Genomic DNA, 16,306 nt, shown 5'->3' on the forward strand with positions numbered 1-16,306 from the left:
AAAAAGTATAATGTGAGCCCCAAACACACTCTATTCATAAACTTACTTCATTTTCCTCATGTTTGCTGTTTGAGCTGCAAAATAATCTTGAGACTGATAAATATTATCCGCATCAATACCTGCGCGTAGTGCTTCTACCAAGTCATCCTGGTGTTGACTAATCACCCGAAACTCTGAAACAGGAACTTCTTTAAGTTGCTTCGTAACCAAATAATTGAGTAAAGACATCGTGGAACTGGGATCAACCGTTTGGTTTTCCTCTTGGGTTTTAAATAGTTGGTAGCGGTAAGACAAACAAAGAAATATGCCGGGAGCAATTTCAACAGGTTCTTTGCTTTCTTTAATACTGACATCAATAGTTCGATAAAAATTGATGGATGGATATTCTTTTCGCAAAATGTTAAGAATCTGTAACACATGCAATTCATTGGTGTTCGCAATAAAATAAATGGGATCTCTTTTAGGCTCAGAGTCAGCTCCATGAGAAACTTCTACGTTTAAATCGCCTCGCTCCGCTTCATGAATTAATGCCAAGAGATAATCTGCTTTTGACTCATCCCATCCAATTTGTGAATTCCAAGCATTTTCCAAAAGCATTATTGCAAAAGTATCTGAATACAACTGCTTGCTCTTTAACTCCTCTAGCACCCTTTCCTCAGGAGTTACATCATTGAGAAATGAAAATATTTTTAACAATCGTTCCAGAAATTGCCCTGTAGTGAGTTTACCTAAGCGATAAGGCTGAATCAATTTAGAGTCATTTCTACCAAGTTGATACATAAGCCAAGCATAATTTGTCCATGATTGAAAGAAACTGGAACAACAACTGAAATAGCCGGTAGAATAGCGATCACAAATATCTTCAAATGATCGAACACAGGTGCTGATAGGTTTCAAAGCATGTATTGCTGATAAATTAACAATGAGTGGCATGATTTTATGACCTGGATTTTTTTTTGCCGATCTTATCCCAAATAATAAGGTGATTCAAATGAAGAACTTACTTTACAACTCAAATCAGGTCTGTCCTGTTTTTAACCCTAGGTAAACTCTAACCCCTACATGATAACTGTGATAATATCTCACTTCTCACAAAAAATTTATGCTGATGCAATCAACAAATACGATACTGCTGCGAAGATTAAGTCAGTACGATGAAGCCAATTTTATTCTGACTATGCAAAAAAGCAGGGATTTTCACTACCCTTTTGTTAACGCACCTCAAACTTCTGAGGAGTTCCAAACCTATTTACAAAAATATCAGCACGGTGATCGGCGGTGTTATTTAGCATTAAACCAAAATGAAGATATTATCGGTGTATTCAATATTAATGAGATGGTGCATGGTGTGTTTCAAAGTGCATACATGGGTTATTTTGCATCGGTAACTTACGCTGGCCAAGGATTAATGAGTCAAGCATTAAAACTTATTTTAAAAGAAATTTTCTTAAATATAAAACTCCATCGAATTGAAGCGAATATCCAACCTACTAATACAGCATCCATTCATTTAGCCACTAAAAATGGCTTTCTTAAAGAGGGATTCTCTCCAAGATACTTAAAAATAAATGACGTATGGTGCGATCATTTTCGCTTTGCCTTAACTTATGAAGACTGGTTAGCGAATCAATAATAGAGCTGCTCTCAAAAGCTAGTATTCTGAGTGAAGCCATAATTTTCTCCAAGTTTTATGGCGTTCACCCAAACTCTATGAATACACATTACCAAACTCGCGCTAATAACTGCCTGTACCCTGTAGCGGCTTTATCCGCAATTAAAAACTGATGTCTGTCATAGCTTGTCATCAAACCAATTACTTGCATCCCTGCCGCTTTAGCTGCTTTGACTCCGTGTAATGTATCTTCGATAACCAAACAACGTCCAGGCACAACCTTTAGACGTTTGGCTGCCAGCAAATAGCCTTCAGGGGATGGTTTACCGGTCTGCACATCTTCCGATGTAACAATGGTATCAAAATAAGCGTGCAATTTTCCCTGCCTTACTTTAGAGAGTACCGCAGTGATTTCGGCGAGGCTGGATCCACTACAAATGCCAATTTTATTAATTTTAAGAGAAATTTTAAAAATAAATTGCTCAAAATCTACAATCAGAGGTATGGGGTCTCGATTATGAATGATATTGATATAGGCCATGGCTTTTTGTTGGATCAACTGTTTGATCTCTTTATCCGAACAATGAACTCCCACATTGCTTAATAGTCTTGGAAACATATCTTTATCAGAAAAACCCAAGTACTTTTTCATATATTCAGAATAGCTTATAGTTATTCCTAATGACTTAAGCACATGGCAACATGCTTCATAGTGAAGAGGTTCGCTGTCTAAAATAACTCCATCAAAATCAAAGATAATCGCGTCATACATAATAGTTCAGATCCATTTTGTCTCGTTAATTTTTAGTTACGCTAAATCCTACCTCATGTAAAGAAATATACATGCCTCACTTTTGGTAATGAATCAATTATAAAATAGTCACTAAACATTGATCAGCCTCCAAAATCACTTCTTTTCCAAGAGGTAATACACATCGTCGAGGAAAATGTCCATAAGGAAAATTTTTAATACATGGTACTTTAATACGTAATGACCATTCTTCAATTACATCATCAACAATACCATCACGCTCCGGAAAGTACTTCGCAACACAACGAGCAAACTGCCCAAAAATCACACCTTGAGCATCACTAAAAACTCCCGCCATATCAAGCTGCGATAAACGGCTATCTACTTGATAAGGCTCTGCACCTACATCTTCTAACAATAAAATACTGTTTTCTATTTCCGGTTGATAAGGTGTCCCCATTAAGGATGTCAACGCTTCCAAATTACCGCCAACCAACCTGCCTTTGGCAATGCCTGGTTGCACTGTTTGACCTTCTTTTATTTGAAATGATCCACCTGCAAGACAAGTCCATAGTGTCTTCTCAATTAAAGAATCGAGTTGACCGTCTCCCAAATCACCAAATACAAAACCTGTACAAGAAATCATTCTTACTTTCTTGAGTAAAGCGACTTGTAACGCAGTAGTATCACTAAATCCGCTTAAATATTTGGGTCGAGTTCGAATAAGATCATAATCAAGAAGAGGGATTATTCGTTGCGATCCATAACCACCGGCAATCGCCATGATCACCTTAACCTCATCATCCCTAAAAAAATCCATAATGTCTTTTGCCCGGAACTCATCATCTCCAGCTAAAAAACGATCACCCGCGTGCACATGCTGTCCCAACTTCACTTGAAACCCTTTTTGCTGTAAATAAGCAATACCGACTTCCAATATGTCAGGAATCATGGGGCTTGATGGAGTAACCAGCCCAATAGTATCTCCAGGTTTTAGTGGCTCAGGGTAAAGGTACTGCATCCTTAGTCTCCAACAGGCTTCCTTTAATGCTAATTATTACGATCATTTTGGTAAGTGTAATAGCCCCAAAATAATACTTTGTTTTTTTCAATCTATCGAGCCTGATTTTAATAAACTTGACAAAGCGGGAAGATGAACCAAAATTTAAGGAACCATAAAAGGAATTATTTTGATGTTATGAGAAAACATCCATGCCTCACTGAAGTTTATCCTCTGTAAACAATTCATCGCCCCAAGAAAAGGAGTTCCCACGTTAGTCAAGAAAACCAAGCAAAGCAAACTTCAAAAAACCATCATACTAAAAAATGTTTTATTTTTCTGTGATTGTATGGTCACAGGGTTTAAATGGAGAACAATATGGCTACTTCAAAAAAACCTAAGGAAGAAAAAGCCCTAATGCGTGAAATCGAAATAATTTATAAACGCCGATCCATACGAAATTACACGTCACAAGAACTTGATCGGTCAACCATTAACTCACTACTTGATGCCGCAGTTCAAGCGCCTACTGCCATGCATGAAGAACCATGGTCTTTTGCTGTAATTCAAGATCAGGATACACTAGATCGCTTATCAGATAGTGTGAAAGCACTTATTTACACTGAATCCCTTAGTTATTCCAAAATACAGATGAGGTATCTGCAAGAGCTTATAAATGATCTTGATTTTCATGCATTTTATAATGCAAACACCCTCATCGTTATTTACAGCAAATATCATAGTCATTTTGTAACTGCTGATTGTTGGTTAGCAGCTGAAAACTTAATACTTGCTGCTTGTGCCCATGGACTTGGTACCTGTGTTATCGGGCTTGCAGTTTCGGCATTAAATACTCCTGAATGGAAAAAAAAATTGAATATTCCCTCTGATGTAACAGCAATTGCTCCCATTATTGTAGGGGTGCCAGCAGCCATTCAACCGGCAGTGCCCCGTAAATCACCAGAAGTTCTTATATGGAAATAAAACCTAACTAAGGAACGCAAAATATGAATAAAAATCTACTTATATTTTTATTATTGGCATTTACTTTCTCTATAAGCGCTAAAACTTCCGATTTTACTCTTTGTAAAAGCAAATTCGCTTTATGTACTACTGCCCCATGTAAACCAATACCTGGAAAAAAAGGTTGGGTGTCTTGTCATTGCAGCGTACATAATGGCTATTCTGCTGGCACAAAAGCATGCTCTAAGGTCAAGAAAACCAATAAAGGAGAAATCATTAAATCACGTTATTACCCCATTAAATCTTATGCGATGTGTAACAACGATCGTCCTTGGGCGTGGTGTTTGGATAGTCCATGTGTCATTGATAAAAAAGATTCTGCAAAAGCAAAATGTCTCTGCTCTGTAGTACGCAATAAAGGGCCTTATATGATAGTTACGGATAAGTATACTAAAAATACATGTACTACCGGACTGTATTCATCTGCAACAGTTGAGGATGGAGCTCAAATAACAGGCTTTTTAAAAACCCATAAGGAACTGACTCCTTTCCCTATTAAAGTGCTTAATGAATAAGCCTAAGGGGCTCATCATATTGTTTCTTAAGAAAAATGATGAGCCTTAATTTTATAAAAGCAATCTATCAAATTAACAATACACGTCGAAGCAATGTAAATTCTTTATGGGCTCTCTTTGTCTGCAAGCAAATCGTGTGTTGCTTTTTGATAAGTATTCAAAAAATCATCTTGAATAACTACAGCCATATTATCAATCGCTTGTACTGTGCCTGCTTTCTTAAGAATTCCTGTTTTAAATTGCCATTGAGCAGGCAACTTAAGGTTTGAACCCAAGTGAGTTAGAGATTGTTCTGTTTGCGGTTCTTTTTGTACGCTATAGGATTGCATAACGAACACATTACCCTTAGGATCAATCAGTTCATAAACAGGTTTTCCAGCATCATAAACCCACGTTGTTTTACGAGCAACATCTCGTGGTTTATAAGGAGAAACTAATAATAAATCCTTTAAACGAATATGGAGTACTCCAGCCTCTCGCATTGCCAACCCATTAAATGTCTTGATATTGGAGCTGACCAGCTCAGAATTTTGCATTCCGTCAATTGTCCAGTAGCGAGGGCCATTCAAATGAACATGGGCAGATCCAGTCTCTTTTTTCACATCCTTTGCTGTTATCTTTGCCCAAATATTTTGTGGGCAATTATTAAGTCCTATCGTATTATAAACTGCGTAATCACTAATTTTTTTAGAAAAAATAATCTCGCAATAACGCACACCCCGCAGATTAGATTTTTGTGCCGCTACAGAAAAAGTTGGGAAAATCAATAAAACCACTAGAATAGCAATAAAAGTGCTTGTATAACTCCTAGACCAATGCATGGTTACACCTCCCTGTGAACTAATTTATTAGAAAATCTTTCCACATAAAAACTTGCTAAAATATATCGCAGTCATAATGTAACACGTTCGAAAATGAACTTTAAATTTTATTTTTTGTTATACAAAGTACAAAAAAATGGCAGATCATAACGCATACGAGTCCTATGAGACCTCCCAATATAACGTGAGTAAAGCGTTCTGAAGCAATACTAACTGAATGAGTCGCCAGGATCACCGCTGTTGCAACAAAGAAACACCGAAAAGTATATGCAACCGCATAACGACGAAAAGCCACTAACGTTAAAAAAACACCGCACACGGCAAACGTCAAATCAAAAGGAGTATTAGGAAGGAATTGACCACATAAAATACCTAATGGAACACCGATGGATACCCCAGTAACACGTTGACGTAATTTTTGTGGTGTTGTCCTTATGTTACCGGTAACAACACTTGCCGCACCCCAAATCATCCATTGCCCATTTCCCATTTCAAAATACTCAACTAAAAGTGCAGAAATAAAAACAGCAAGTGCCATAGCGACCATGCTTTCAATATAGGGATTTTGCTCCCCAAATTCACCTAACCCTCCTAATCGCAAGGGATGATAATCTGTAACCCGTTTATTATGAAATGCACTTATTTTATCAATCTGTGCAATCACTAAAGTAGGAATTAATGCACACGCTAAATAGGGCAAGAATTGAGGCGCTTGATAAAACATTGTTGTAGGTTTAGTCTCCGCCGCAAACTCTGTGGCAAGAATAATGGCAGGAATAAATGTCCAACTTCCCAAAGGACGTAATTTCTCTCCCTTTATTGTAACCCAGATCACAGTCGTCGCCGCCAAAGAGCATGAAACAACAAAAAGAACCGGCTGCAGTTGGGTTAAAAAGAGCAAATAAAACATAGCAATAATTATACTGCCATGGAGTAACACACCTAATGCGGTCAACTGCAGTCGTTCCTCTACAATCAGGGTTGCCATAGTTAAAACAGAGGACTGGAGCCAACGGGGATTATTTGTACTTAAATACAAGGATGCGAAAGGTAATAATACAATAATACCTCTTAACAAAGGCCATATCAGAACTTCATCTTTTAATGTTTGTATTGCCTTAGAAATAACCTGCATCAAATGCCTTTTAATTTATTTACCGTAACAATTTGTGCTATTTTCTCCATTAATTGGATGGAAGATTGATGTTCCTGCTGATTGGCCGCAGCACAGATATCTTCAACGATACAGACCTTATAATCACGATCATGGGCATCGCGAGCCGTACTTTGCACTGCCCAGGAAGTACTTACTCCCCCTATAATAAGGCGTTCAACCTGGTTTGCTCGTAACGCAGCATCAAGTGCAGTCCCATAAAAGGCACTAATTCGTGGTTTTACAATGACTAAACTATCGCCAATTTGTAATTCCGGATGAAACTCCGTTCCTTCAGAGCCTAACTTAAGTGCTCCCAATTCATGAGCTTTACCAAAGATAGGAGAGTGTTTCGGTTGCTCAATATAATGGGCACTAAAACCCACTTTAACCATTATGGCGAACCAATTTTTTAATTTTGCAATCTCCAGAACCTTATTTACCTTTTTAATTACATCACGCTGCTGTGCATGTGACGCTGACCGTGCGATTTTGCCTTGAGGATGCATAATATCAATAATATAGTCCAGACCTATAAATGCAGTACGCATGGTAATACCTCCTTCAAATACTTTTTCTTGGGAAGAATATCTACTAATATCAGGTAGACAATTCGCTAGATTGCGCCAAAATGGTGTACACCAAAACGTAGCATACATAAAGTATTTGAGTATAGCAGCATATAAAAATCACACCATTTTGGCCAAGATACCAGAATTTTCCAGCTTTTTTAGCAAATAAAAATCTATAGAATTATTGGCATGATTAAGTCGTAGATACTCTATAGAAAAGCCCAATTTTTGATACCAAGCACATGCTGGTCAATCTTTTAAAGTAAAAACAGTCATCATATTACATCCCTTTTGCTTCGCCCACTCTTCTGCTTTTGCAAGTAGTGCTTTTCCATATTCCTGATTTCGAAATCGTTTATCGACCCACACACCTCCAATTTCAGCTGGACCAAAATTATCAAACCCAGAGATTGCTGCAATAATATCGTGATGCTCATCATAGGCTGCATAAAAATAACCACCTGCACTTGCAAAACCAAATTGAGCTGCGTAATGATCAATCCCATTGCAAATAGTCCCGTGGACTTCTTCACTTGGATTTTCTATAAAAACTATTGGTTTCATTTTATTAATTCCTAAGGCATTCTTTTTTACCCATTGATTCATATGGGAAAATCACTCCCTTTATATTGTTCTTATGCAATAAATCAGGGATAATTTCATCAAATATCAGAGTAATGATTTAATTATGCCAAAAAAAGAATAATCGTGATCTTCCCCAATACCAAAGAGATTCCTAAAATTCGGTTAATTCTGTACATATTTAGATTAGTATGAAATATATCAACCTAGGGTAACAACTAGAAAAAAGCAGGTTTAGAAAGGACAACTTTTATGCAATGGAAAGGAATACTGCATTTTTGCTTTAGCTTAACATTCTTATTGGCTGCTTCATCAGCACTGGCTTATGATCAACCAGTGGTCAATTTGGGTTATACCAGTTTTTATGATGGAAGTCCCCCTTCTGGGCCAGGCTTCTATTTTCAAGACTATTTCCAGTATTACACTTCCAATCGTTTTAATGATAACAAGGGCAATAGACTGCCTCTGCCACGTACTGAACTTGATGTTGTTGCAAATGTGACCCAGTTTATTTATGTGACAACAAAAAAAATTTTTGGAGCTAGTTTAGGTTTTGCTACCCTTTTGCCTTGGGTAGTTAATGCCCGTGTGGATGACGGATTGGGTAATACCGTGCTAAAAGCTGAAAATGGTCCTGGTGATTGGTGGATTGGGCCTGCGCTGCAATTTGACCCCATTATGCGAAAAGACGGGAAAGGGCCTTTGTTTGTTCAGCGCTTTGAACTGGATGTGGTTACCCCAACAGGGCGATACAGCAGTATCAATGCAATTAATCCCAGCAGCCATTTTTGGTCGTTAAATCCCTACTGGGCCTTTACGTTTTGGATGACACCTAAATTATCCGCTGCGGCACGACTGCATTACCTATGGAATGGTGTCAATCACAGCCCTAACGTTGCTTTTGGACCTAATGTCCATTCCACGCAGGCAGGACAAGCTGTTTTTGGAGATATTGCAGTGGGTTATGCGATAATAGAAAAGTGGACAGTGGGTGTGAACGGCTATTTTTTCAATCAGATTACCGACACTCTGGTTAATGGTGTTGGGGTTCCCGACCGCAAAGAACGTGTTTGGGCAATTGGCCCGGGGATGGTCTATAGTCTCAGCAAAAACCACTTTGTTTTTTTAAATGTTTACTCTGAGCAAGGTGCCCGAAATCGTGCCCAAGGTACAAATGGAATACTGCGCCTCGTGGTTCATTTTTAATATACCCTTGTGTGGAGAGAAATAACTTTATAAACTTGAGTTCCGCTACATCCCTGCATCCAGACCACAATTAGGTATTAGCTCCGTTCCCATGTGCAGGTTTACCGTAGTTCCCACCCGCAGGTGTTTCAATAATTAAAACGTCACCTGGATGCATTTCTATAAGTGCATAATGCCCTAATTCTTTCTACTTGCCCATTTGCACGTTGAATCCGATTGTGCCCAGGCTTACCCGAAGCCCCTCCTTGCATTCCATATGGAGCAATTACACGATGGCCGGAAATAATGTTTTCGATCATTTTCTCTAACAGCGAATCCGTCGAATGACGCCGTCTCCACCCAATGTGCATCCGTTTTTTTTGTTTATTAATAATCAATGTGACTTAAATGAGGATGTTTCAAAATTAGGAAGTGATTTAATAAAAGCAAAGGAAAATCCGAGAAATATCAATGTAAACCCTTAGATGCAATCCAGTGAACATGAATAGAAACGAATAAAAAGTAATTATTTGAATGCTTATTTTGGACATCTCATTTTTCCCCACCTAAACTTACAATGACTGGATCGTTTAAGCCTCAATAAGGACAAATTATGTGTCGATTTGTAGCTTATATAGGAAAAGAAAAAATTTTATTGGCGGATCTTTTAATAAAACCTAATAATTCGCTTATAAAACAAAGCCTCCTTGCCCTTGAATCACGTACGTTGACTAATGGAGATGGGTTTGGATTAGGGTGGTATACTTCGTTCTCTCGAACACCTGCTTTATTCACATCACTTTATCCTGCATGGAATGATCAAAATTTAACTTATTTGGCAAAAAAGACTAAGTCTCATTTATTTTTTGGCCATATACGTGCAGCAAGTACAGGAGGGATCTCTCAATTTAATTGCCATCCTTTTATCTATAAAAACTGGTTATTTATGCATAATGGATGGATACCCTACTTTGAAAAAATCAAACGTCAAATTCATAATTTATTGGATAATGATATTTATAATTGGATTAAAGGCACTACAGACTCGGAATTGATTTTTGCATTATTTCTCCAATTAGCAAAAAATTTAAAAATAAAAAATGCCCATGATATCTATAATACTTTACTAAAAACATTGAACTTAATTGACGAATTAGTAAAAAAACATCATGAAAAAGCAGTGTCCTATTTTAATATCTGCATCACGGATGGAAAAAGAGTTATTGCATTCCGTTATTGTACTTCTGCAAAAGGGAAACCCGAAACTATGTACTTCTCCCTGAAAGAAGATTTTACACAAAAAGCAACAAAAGAAACTGTTTACCAGTACGTAATCATTGCTTCTGAAAAATTATCAACCAACAATGGATTTAAATGGCAAATTATTCCGATCAACCATTGTTTCATGGTTGAGTCAGACTTAAGTATTTCATTACAAAAGCTTTAGTGGTAATGCTAAGGACTATGCAATGCGCATTAAAAAAATTGAAAACTATAAAATTGATTGTGAATTATTTGAAAAAAGCTTAATTGCTGAAACCCAACTTTTAGAAAAGTGGTTTACAAAAAACTATTTTAAATCGGAACATATGAATGCCGGTGCCGAAGTTGAATTTCTTATTCTGGATAAAGAATACCAATTAACTCCTCATAATATTCTTTTTACTAAAAAATTAAAAAACCAAGACTTGGTAAGAGAAGCTGGCGGTAGTCAACTGGAAATTAATACTCCAGTTTTTCACTTAAAAGACAATTTTTTATCTCTTCTGCATCAAAATATTTTAACAACCTGGAATAAATGTTGTGAAATAGCACATAATACCCGCCATCACTTGGTGCTTATAGGTTCAATACCGCAAACAGACCATGCTCTTTTCAAACCGTCCTATATTACACCCAAGAATACTTTTCTTTTAATGAATGAGTTTGTAACTAAATATCGCAAAAAAGCACCATTATCTATTCATATAAAAGGAGAAAATGAAAACCTACTCTTATCCCCAGAATCTTTAGCTATAGAAGGTTTAATATGCGCGTTGCAACTTCATATAGAAGTTCCCCAGCATCAATTAGCTCATTATTTTAATATGATTCAAATATTATCAGCCCCCTTATTAGCTCTTAGTAGTAATTCACCTTATTTTTGTGGAAAAAATTTATGGAGCGAAACAAGAATTGGTATTTTTGAACAACTTTATACATTTCCTCATCCATTGCAAAAAACCGTTTTTTTTGAGCCTAATTATACGCAAGAAACTCTGTTTCCCATTTTTGAAAATAATTTAAAAAACTTTCCTTATCTCTTGCCACTAGCAGCTTATCAGGAACCAATTCATGATATGTTCCATGTTCGATGTCAAAATAGTTGCATTTTTCGTTGGAACAGGCCTATTTTAGATTTTAACAAACAGCATGAACCTTATCTGAGAATTGAGCATCGCGCATTATCTACAGGCCCAACGGTGATCGATATGATAGCAAATGCCGCATTTTTTTATGGCATAACTTATTATTATGCAAACACAGCCCCTTCTTTAGTCTCTTCTATAACTCCGGAATCTACTTTAAAAAATTTTTATGAGTCCGCTCGTTATGGATTAGAAGCAAGGTTAAATTGGAATACAGGTAAAATTAAGGCAGGAACTCTTTTAAAAAACTTATTACCCCACGCTTTAAAAGGACTTGAAGATTTAGGCATAGACCATGTTGATGCCCATTTTTATTTAGATATCATTAAAACCAGGCTTTATAAAAATCAAAATGGAAGTATCTGGCAAAAAAAACATCTTATGAAATACAAAAATGATTTTAATTATATGCTAGAACAGTATACCAAAAATCAATATTCAGAAACTCCAGTTGCTGATTGGCAGCTTTAATTAAGTAATCTTTCGAGAAGCAACCAGCCTGCAATCGTAGAAATAAATTACTACCCTATTTTCCTTTTCGCAAAATTATGGCAAAACATAAGAACATATTGTTTTTGAGAACCTAATGACTTTTCCATTTAAGATCATTGACATGACCCATACACTCTCGCCAGAAAGCCCTTCCTGGGACATGGACTGTGGATTTAGTCATAAAACAGTCCTAAATTATGACGAATGTTCTACTGCAGTACAATTCAAAGTGCAAGAAATGAGCATGCCAGCAGGAATTGGCACCCATATTGACGCCCCTGCTCATTGCTTCAAGAAAGGACTGCACGTTGCCCAACTTGATCTTATTGATCATCATTTAATTACTCAGTGTGTCGTTATTGATGTAAGTCATCAGTCTCATGAGCACTACCGTATTACCAGGAAAGACATCCTGGATTTCGAGAAAAAACATCAAACAATTGCCGAGCATTCATTTGTTATTTTTTATACTGGATGGGAAAAACATTGGCATGATGCTCAACAATACAGAAATAACTTGGTTTTTCCCTGTATAAGCGAAGAAGCTGCGCAATTAATTCTGGAACGAAATAGCGCAGGTATCGGAATTGACACCTTGTCTCCGGATAGGCCAGAAAATGACTATATCGTTCATCAGTTGATGCTCGAAAACAAAAAATATATTGTTGAAAATGTTTGTAATGCAACAAAATTACCTGTATTAGGTGCCTACAGCATGGTTTTACCTATGAAAATTGCTGATTTAACCGAAGCCCCTGTGCGTTTAATTGGTCTTTATTGATTTTGTGTTGTTACTTTATATAATCCATCGTATTCATTCAATTTCCTGGAAGGAATTACATTGAAAATTGCTATTATTGGTGGCTCTATAGCAGGTTGCGCCCTAGCTTTATTATTGAAAAACCATTTTCCGGTCACTGTTTTTGAGCGAGAACCTGATCTAAAATCACGTGGAGCAGGTATCACCCTCTCTATTGAATTACTGAACACCTTAATCGCCCGAAATCTAATTGACCCGGATACATTAGCTCATACTTTCACCACGCGCAGTTTCTATTGCCAGGCAGATAATCAGCCGATTTATGGAAAATTTTTATGGAAACAGGGAATTTCCATGGCAAGCCTCCACTGGGATACTTTATTCACTAACTTAAGAAAAAGAATACCGGATTCGATATATCATCAGGGAGTAACAGTCATTGATGTGCAGCTCCATGATGAAGGCCCAGGACAAGTCATTTTAGACTCTGGCGAAACACAGCACTTTGATTTAATTGTTTTCGCTGACGGCGTTCAATCTCTGGGAAGAAAATTGATATCCCATGCGCAGCCGGAATATTCGGGTTATGTTGCATGGCGTGGTACGCTGGAATTTGAGAGGATAAAAAATAAAGCTCTTTTCGATGCTCAGGGGCTATATTACTGTTATGATAAGGGACATTTATTAACTTATCCAGTATATCATCATCAAACGAATAAGTTAAATTGGGTTTTTTATGAAAAATTAACGCTTGCAGATCTAGAGGATTTAGGCCCAACCTCTTTAATCAACTTTTCAGTAAAAGCAAGAGAACATCTACACCAATTAGCGCATAAACACTTACCGGAGGTTGCGGCACAAATAATTCGTGATACTTCATCTCCTTTCATGCAGAAAATTGTTGATGTTCGTGTCGATCGCCTTGTAGCCCAGAGCGCTCTTTTATTAGGTGATGCAAGTGCGGTTTTACGCCCTCATGTAGGAAATGGCGCATCCTTAGCCATTCAAGATGCACTCAATCTTAGTCAGCATCTTAAGAAATGTGATGATTTTCAGCAGGCAATTACAACATGGGAGAACGACTCTCTTCCTAAACGACTTGCCATGTATGATTTATCAAAACGAATGGCTGATGCTTTGGTACTACATCCGGTTGCATGGCACGAAATGAACGAGGAACTAATGTCTTCCTGGTGGGAACAAATTATCCGGGGGGATGCATGGTATACCACTAACCCAAAAGCCTAGATAAACCCTATTGTCAATTACTTCACGCCTGAAACCCTCCACAGCATACGTAGCCTAGTTGCAGAAACCAAGGCAACGTATGTTGGCTGGTGAGCCATTACTCAAGATCCCAAGCATAATGTCCCTATCCATCTTATGTCTTATCTACTGGATTGCTGGAGTTCCATTGACTCCATGTCCCTTGATACCCTTTCAAAAGCTGCTGAGCAAACTGATAAAAATGAGAAAGAAAACGAAGTCTCTGTTCATAATAAGGAGTAAGAAAAGGATCAGCTCTATTTACTTCAAATAAATTATAATATGGCGGTATTGAGGCATGACGCACAACAATTTCTTCAAAACTCACTTTATCTGCATTTTTTAACATATCATACATAACAAAAAAGCTTGTTGTCCGGCCTTTTCCTCCCCTGCAATGGATATGAAACCACGCATCTTCAGGCGCATTTTTTATTAAGGCCAAAAACGCATCAACTTCTGAATCAGGGGGTGCGGCATGATCGGTAACATAGAGCCGATGATATTCAAAACCTAAACGAGAAACCAAATCTTTTTCATTTTTTACCACTTTAACTGCAATGTTTTTACCATTGGAATATTCCTTAGCAGCAAACTGTTGTGAGGATAAAATCCCTCTCACCCTTTTCTGAACTTTTAATGACTTAAGCCACTCTTCCTGATCTGTAAAACTTTGGATATTGCTTTTTCCTTTATTTATCCAATCATATTCACTCACCAAAGTAATCGCTTTGCCATTAAGATAACCATGGCTCTCTTGACGTAAATCCACTACCAATACAGGTTGCTTCCTTGAACTCTTATGTCTGGAAATATACTCCGAAATATCTTTCCATCCCTTTTCACTCGGCTCCTCACTACCAGAAATGGTCAGGTCTTTAATACCTGCTGTATTCCCTTGGTACACATCGGCAATCATGGAGGCATCACGCAATACCTTTAATGGAGAGGAAGAAGACTCTGTATCTTGAACAATACAAGGATTATGGATACTTGCATCGCATACCGAAGATTGTGTATTTGTTTTTGCTAAAACGGATCCCTGAGCCAACGACAGAATAATGGAAATAACTGCAATACGCTTCAAATAGGTCACTCATAACCCCTTAACAAGAAACATAATGCATTCTATGTTAATTTTTTTTCCTACAGCAATAGTGTTAGCTCAAAAAAATTATCAAAATTTTAATCATGAATAGACCTGCTGATACACTCTGGCTTTCCCAAGGATTTTTCGTAGAAATAAAAAAATTGATATTTAAATGGCAATAAAAACACTTGGTGTACGCTGCCATTTACCCTTATTTTATCCGCTTGCCGCCACACTTGACCAAGCTACAAGGATATTATTTATTCTGTGCTCCTTTTGAATTCAGGCCCACATTGAGTATTAATAAAATGAATAACGATTTGGGCAAAATGTTCGTCCCATAAGTTATGATGTCCTCTATCAGCAAATTCAATCCATTTCTTAGGCTGTTTTGCCTGGTTAAAAAGGGCTAAACCCTGATCGTAAGGCACAACCTCATCCAATTTTCCATGCAACATTAAGACAGGTGCATGAATGTTTTGAATCCGCGATAACGAATCATACTTATCAATTACAGGCATAAGCACCCAGGAATAATGAAATCGAGCCATAGCAGTTAATGAGGTATAAGGGGATTGCAAAACTAAAGAGCAAACAGGGAACTCTGTTGCCATCTGCGTAGCTACCCCGGTTCCTAATGATTCCCCATAAAGCACGATTTTATTGGCCTGAACACCCTGTTGCTGTAAAAATTTCATTGCTGATCGAGCATCCTGATACAATCCTGATTCAGTTGGCTTTCCCGGGTTTCCTCCATACCCGCGATACTCAAGTAATAACACCCCAAACCCTTGTGAAAGGAACTCACGAACCAAATACATGCGATAACCAATATGCCCTGCATTTCCATGTAAATAGAGTATTGTCGGCTTATTATCCACAGCGGATTTATACCAAGAACTTAGGGTCAATCCATCTGATACAGGTAGCTTAATAACCCGCATGTCTTCGGCCTGAAAATCACCCAAACTTGGTTTTTCAAGAGATGGGAAATAAATGAAATGTCGTTGAAAAAAATAAGCCAGGGTAATAACTAAAATAAAAAGAAAAAGAACCAGTAGCAATTGTTTGTGCAT

Annotated in this window: 17 protein-coding genes; 8 read left to right on the forward strand and 9 right to left on the reverse strand. The window is 37.4% G+C overall.

What is annotated here, in order from left to right; translation table 11 throughout:
* Positions 1–42 precede the first annotated feature (42 nt).
* On the reverse strand, positions 43–933 hold the full coding sequence (locus tag Lpar_RS17555) for a hypothetical protein (protein WP_058519055.1): 891 nt from the start codon (positions 931–933) through the stop codon (positions 43–45).
* A 175-nt stretch (positions 934–1,108) separates the two neighbouring features.
* On the opposite strand from Lpar_RS17555, the gene Lpar_RS17560 reads away from it, so the two are divergent.
* Positions 1,109–1,633 (forward strand): GNAT family N-acetyltransferase, encoded by a 525-nt coding sequence (locus Lpar_RS17560; protein ID WP_058519319.1) that lies wholly within the window; start codon positions 1,109–1,111, stop codon positions 1,631–1,633.
* 88 nt (positions 1,634–1,721) lie between these two features.
* Here the strand turns inward: Lpar_RS17560 and Lpar_RS17565 are convergent, their stop codons facing one another.
* Together Lpar_RS17565 and Lpar_RS17570 are read right to left on the reverse strand one after the other, a co-directional pair.
* Positions 1,722–2,384 carry an HAD family hydrolase gene (locus tag Lpar_RS17565; protein ID WP_058519056.1) on the reverse strand — a complete coding sequence of 221 codons (663 nt, stop codon included), beginning with the start codon at positions 2,382–2,384 and terminating at the stop codon, positions 1,722–1,724.
* Between the two features lie 97 nt (positions 2,385–2,481).
* Positions 2,482–3,384 carry a S66 peptidase family protein gene (locus Lpar_RS17570; protein ID WP_058519057.1) on the reverse strand — a complete coding sequence of 301 codons (903 nt, stop codon included), beginning with the start codon at positions 3,382–3,384 and terminating at the stop codon, positions 2,482–2,484.
* Between the two features lie 357 nt (positions 3,385–3,741).
* Here Lpar_RS17570 and Lpar_RS17575 point away from each other — a divergent pair, with 357 nt between their 5' ends.
* Positions 3,742–4,347, forward strand: coding sequence for a nitroreductase family protein (locus Lpar_RS17575; RefSeq protein WP_058519058.1), 606 nt, complete (start codon positions 3,742–3,744; stop codon positions 4,345–4,347).
* Positions 4,348–4,370: 23 nt separating this feature from the next.
* Positions 4,371–4,901 carry a hypothetical protein gene (locus Lpar_RS17580; protein WP_058519059.1) on the forward strand — a complete coding sequence of 177 codons (531 nt, stop codon included), beginning with the start codon at positions 4,371–4,373 and terminating at the stop codon, positions 4,899–4,901.
* Positions 4,902–5,005: 104 nt separating this feature from the next.
* Here the strand turns inward: Lpar_RS17580 and Lpar_RS17585 are convergent, their stop codons facing one another.
* From Lpar_RS17585 to Lpar_RS17600, 4 genes are all read right to left on the reverse strand, one after another.
* A complete protein-coding gene (locus Lpar_RS17585; RefSeq protein ID WP_058519060.1) occupies positions 5,006–5,722 on the reverse strand; it encodes a hypothetical protein in 717 nt (238 codons plus the stop codon).
* A gap of 100 nt (positions 5,723–5,822) precedes the next feature.
* Positions 5,823–6,857: an FUSC family protein gene (locus tag Lpar_RS17590; RefSeq protein WP_058519061.1), complete on the reverse strand. Its 1,035-nt coding sequence runs from the start codon at positions 6,855–6,857 to the stop codon at positions 5,823–5,825.
* Positions 6,857–7,426 carry a cysteine hydrolase family protein gene (locus tag Lpar_RS17595; protein WP_058519062.1) on the reverse strand — a complete coding sequence of 190 codons (570 nt, stop codon included), beginning with the start codon at positions 7,424–7,426 and terminating at the stop codon, positions 6,857–6,859. The genes Lpar_RS17590 and Lpar_RS17595 overlap by 1 nt, the downstream gene beginning before the upstream one ends.
* 270 nt (positions 7,427–7,696) lie before the next feature.
* Complete coding sequence (locus Lpar_RS17600) at positions 7,697–8,011, reverse strand: GNAT family N-acetyltransferase (RefSeq protein WP_162264351.1); 315 nt, start codon at positions 8,009–8,011, stop codon at positions 7,697–7,699.
* A gap of 270 nt (positions 8,012–8,281) precedes the next feature.
* Between Lpar_RS17600 and Lpar_RS17605 the strand changes: the two genes are divergently transcribed.
* From Lpar_RS17605 to Lpar_RS17625, 5 genes are all read left to right on the forward strand, one after another.
* Positions 8,282–9,235, forward strand: coding sequence for a SphA family protein (locus tag Lpar_RS17605; RefSeq protein WP_058519064.1), 954 nt, complete (start codon positions 8,282–8,284; stop codon positions 9,233–9,235).
* A 592-nt stretch (positions 9,236–9,827) separates the two neighbouring features.
* Positions 9,828–10,661, forward strand: coding sequence for a class II glutamine amidotransferase (locus Lpar_RS17610; RefSeq protein WP_058519065.1), 834 nt, complete (start codon positions 9,828–9,830; stop codon positions 10,659–10,661).
* 22 nt (positions 10,662–10,683) lie between these two features.
* Positions 10,684–12,093 carry a glutamate-cysteine ligase family protein gene (locus Lpar_RS17615; RefSeq protein ID WP_058519066.1) on the forward strand — a complete coding sequence of 470 codons (1,410 nt, stop codon included), beginning with the start codon at positions 10,684–10,686 and terminating at the stop codon, positions 12,091–12,093.
* A 115-nt stretch (positions 12,094–12,208) separates the two neighbouring features.
* Positions 12,209–12,895, forward strand: a complete 687-nt coding sequence (locus tag Lpar_RS17620; protein ID WP_058519067.1) for a cyclase family protein — start codon at positions 12,209–12,211, stop codon at positions 12,893–12,895.
* A 60-nt stretch (positions 12,896–12,955) separates the two neighbouring features.
* Positions 12,956–14,122 carry an FAD binding domain-containing protein gene (locus Lpar_RS17625; RefSeq protein WP_058519068.1) on the forward strand — a complete coding sequence of 389 codons (1,167 nt, stop codon included), beginning with the start codon at positions 12,956–12,958 and terminating at the stop codon, positions 14,120–14,122.
* Positions 14,123–14,255: 133 nt separating this feature from the next.
* Here Lpar_RS17625 and Lpar_RS17630 read toward each other — a convergent pair whose 3' ends face one another.
* Together Lpar_RS17630 and Lpar_RS17635 are read right to left on the reverse strand one after the other, a co-directional pair.
* A complete protein-coding gene (locus Lpar_RS17630) occupies positions 14,256–15,236 on the reverse strand; it encodes a phosphatase domain-containing protein (RefSeq protein WP_058519069.1) in 981 nt (326 codons plus the stop codon).
* A gap of 254 nt (positions 15,237–15,490) precedes the next feature.
* Positions 15,491–16,306, reverse strand: coding sequence for an alpha/beta hydrolase (locus tag Lpar_RS17635; RefSeq protein ID WP_058519320.1), 816 nt, complete (start codon positions 16,304–16,306; stop codon positions 15,491–15,493).

The organism is Legionella parisiensis, from assembly GCF_001467945.1.
Classification (GTDB): Bacteria; Pseudomonadota; Gammaproteobacteria; order Legionellales; family Legionellaceae; genus Legionella; species Legionella parisiensis.

Coding starts and splice junctions, on each gene's coding strand:
- Lpar_RS17555 (WP_058519055.1), bottom strand. CDS start 933: ATGCCACTCATTGTTAATTTATCAGCAATACATGCTTTGAAACCTATC.
- Lpar_RS17560 (WP_058519319.1), top strand. CDS start 1,109: ATGCAATCAACAAATACGATACTGCTGCGAAGATTAAGTCAGTACGAT.
- Lpar_RS17565 (WP_058519056.1), bottom strand. CDS start 2,384: ATGTATGACGCGATTATCTTTGATTTTGATGGAGTTATTTTAGACAGC.
- Lpar_RS17570 (WP_058519057.1), bottom strand. CDS start 3,384: ATGCAGTACCTTTACCCTGAGCCACTAAAACCTGGAGATACTATTGGG.
- Lpar_RS17575 (WP_058519058.1), top strand. CDS start 3,742: ATGGCTACTTCAAAAAAACCTAAGGAAGAAAAAGCCCTAATGCGTGAA.
- Lpar_RS17580 (WP_058519059.1), top strand. CDS start 4,371: ATGAATAAAAATCTACTTATATTTTTATTATTGGCATTTACTTTCTCT.
- Lpar_RS17585 (WP_058519060.1), bottom strand. CDS start 5,722: ATGCATTGGTCTAGGAGTTATACAAGCACTTTTATTGCTATTCTAGTG.
- Lpar_RS17590 (WP_058519061.1), bottom strand. CDS start 6,857: ATGCAGGTTATTTCTAAGGCAATACAAACATTAAAAGATGAAGTTCTG.
- Lpar_RS17595 (WP_058519062.1), bottom strand. CDS start 7,426: ATGCGTACTGCATTTATAGGTCTGGACTATATTATTGATATTATGCAT.
- Lpar_RS17600 (WP_162264351.1), bottom strand. CDS start 8,011: ATGAAACCAATAGTTTTTATAGAAAATCCAAGTGAAGAAGTCCACGGG.
- Lpar_RS17605 (WP_058519064.1), top strand. CDS start 8,282: ATGCAATGGAAAGGAATACTGCATTTTTGCTTTAGCTTAACATTCTTA.
- Lpar_RS17610 (WP_058519065.1), top strand. CDS start 9,828: ATGTGTCGATTTGTAGCTTATATAGGAAAAGAAAAAATTTTATTGGCG.
- Lpar_RS17615 (WP_058519066.1), top strand. CDS start 10,684: ATGCGCATTAAAAAAATTGAAAACTATAAAATTGATTGTGAATTATTT.
- Lpar_RS17620 (WP_058519067.1), top strand. CDS start 12,209: ATGACTTTTCCATTTAAGATCATTGACATGACCCATACACTCTCGCCA.
- Lpar_RS17635 (WP_058519320.1), bottom strand. CDS start 16,306: ATGCACAAACAATTGCTACTGGTTCTTTTTCTTTTTATTTTAGTTATT.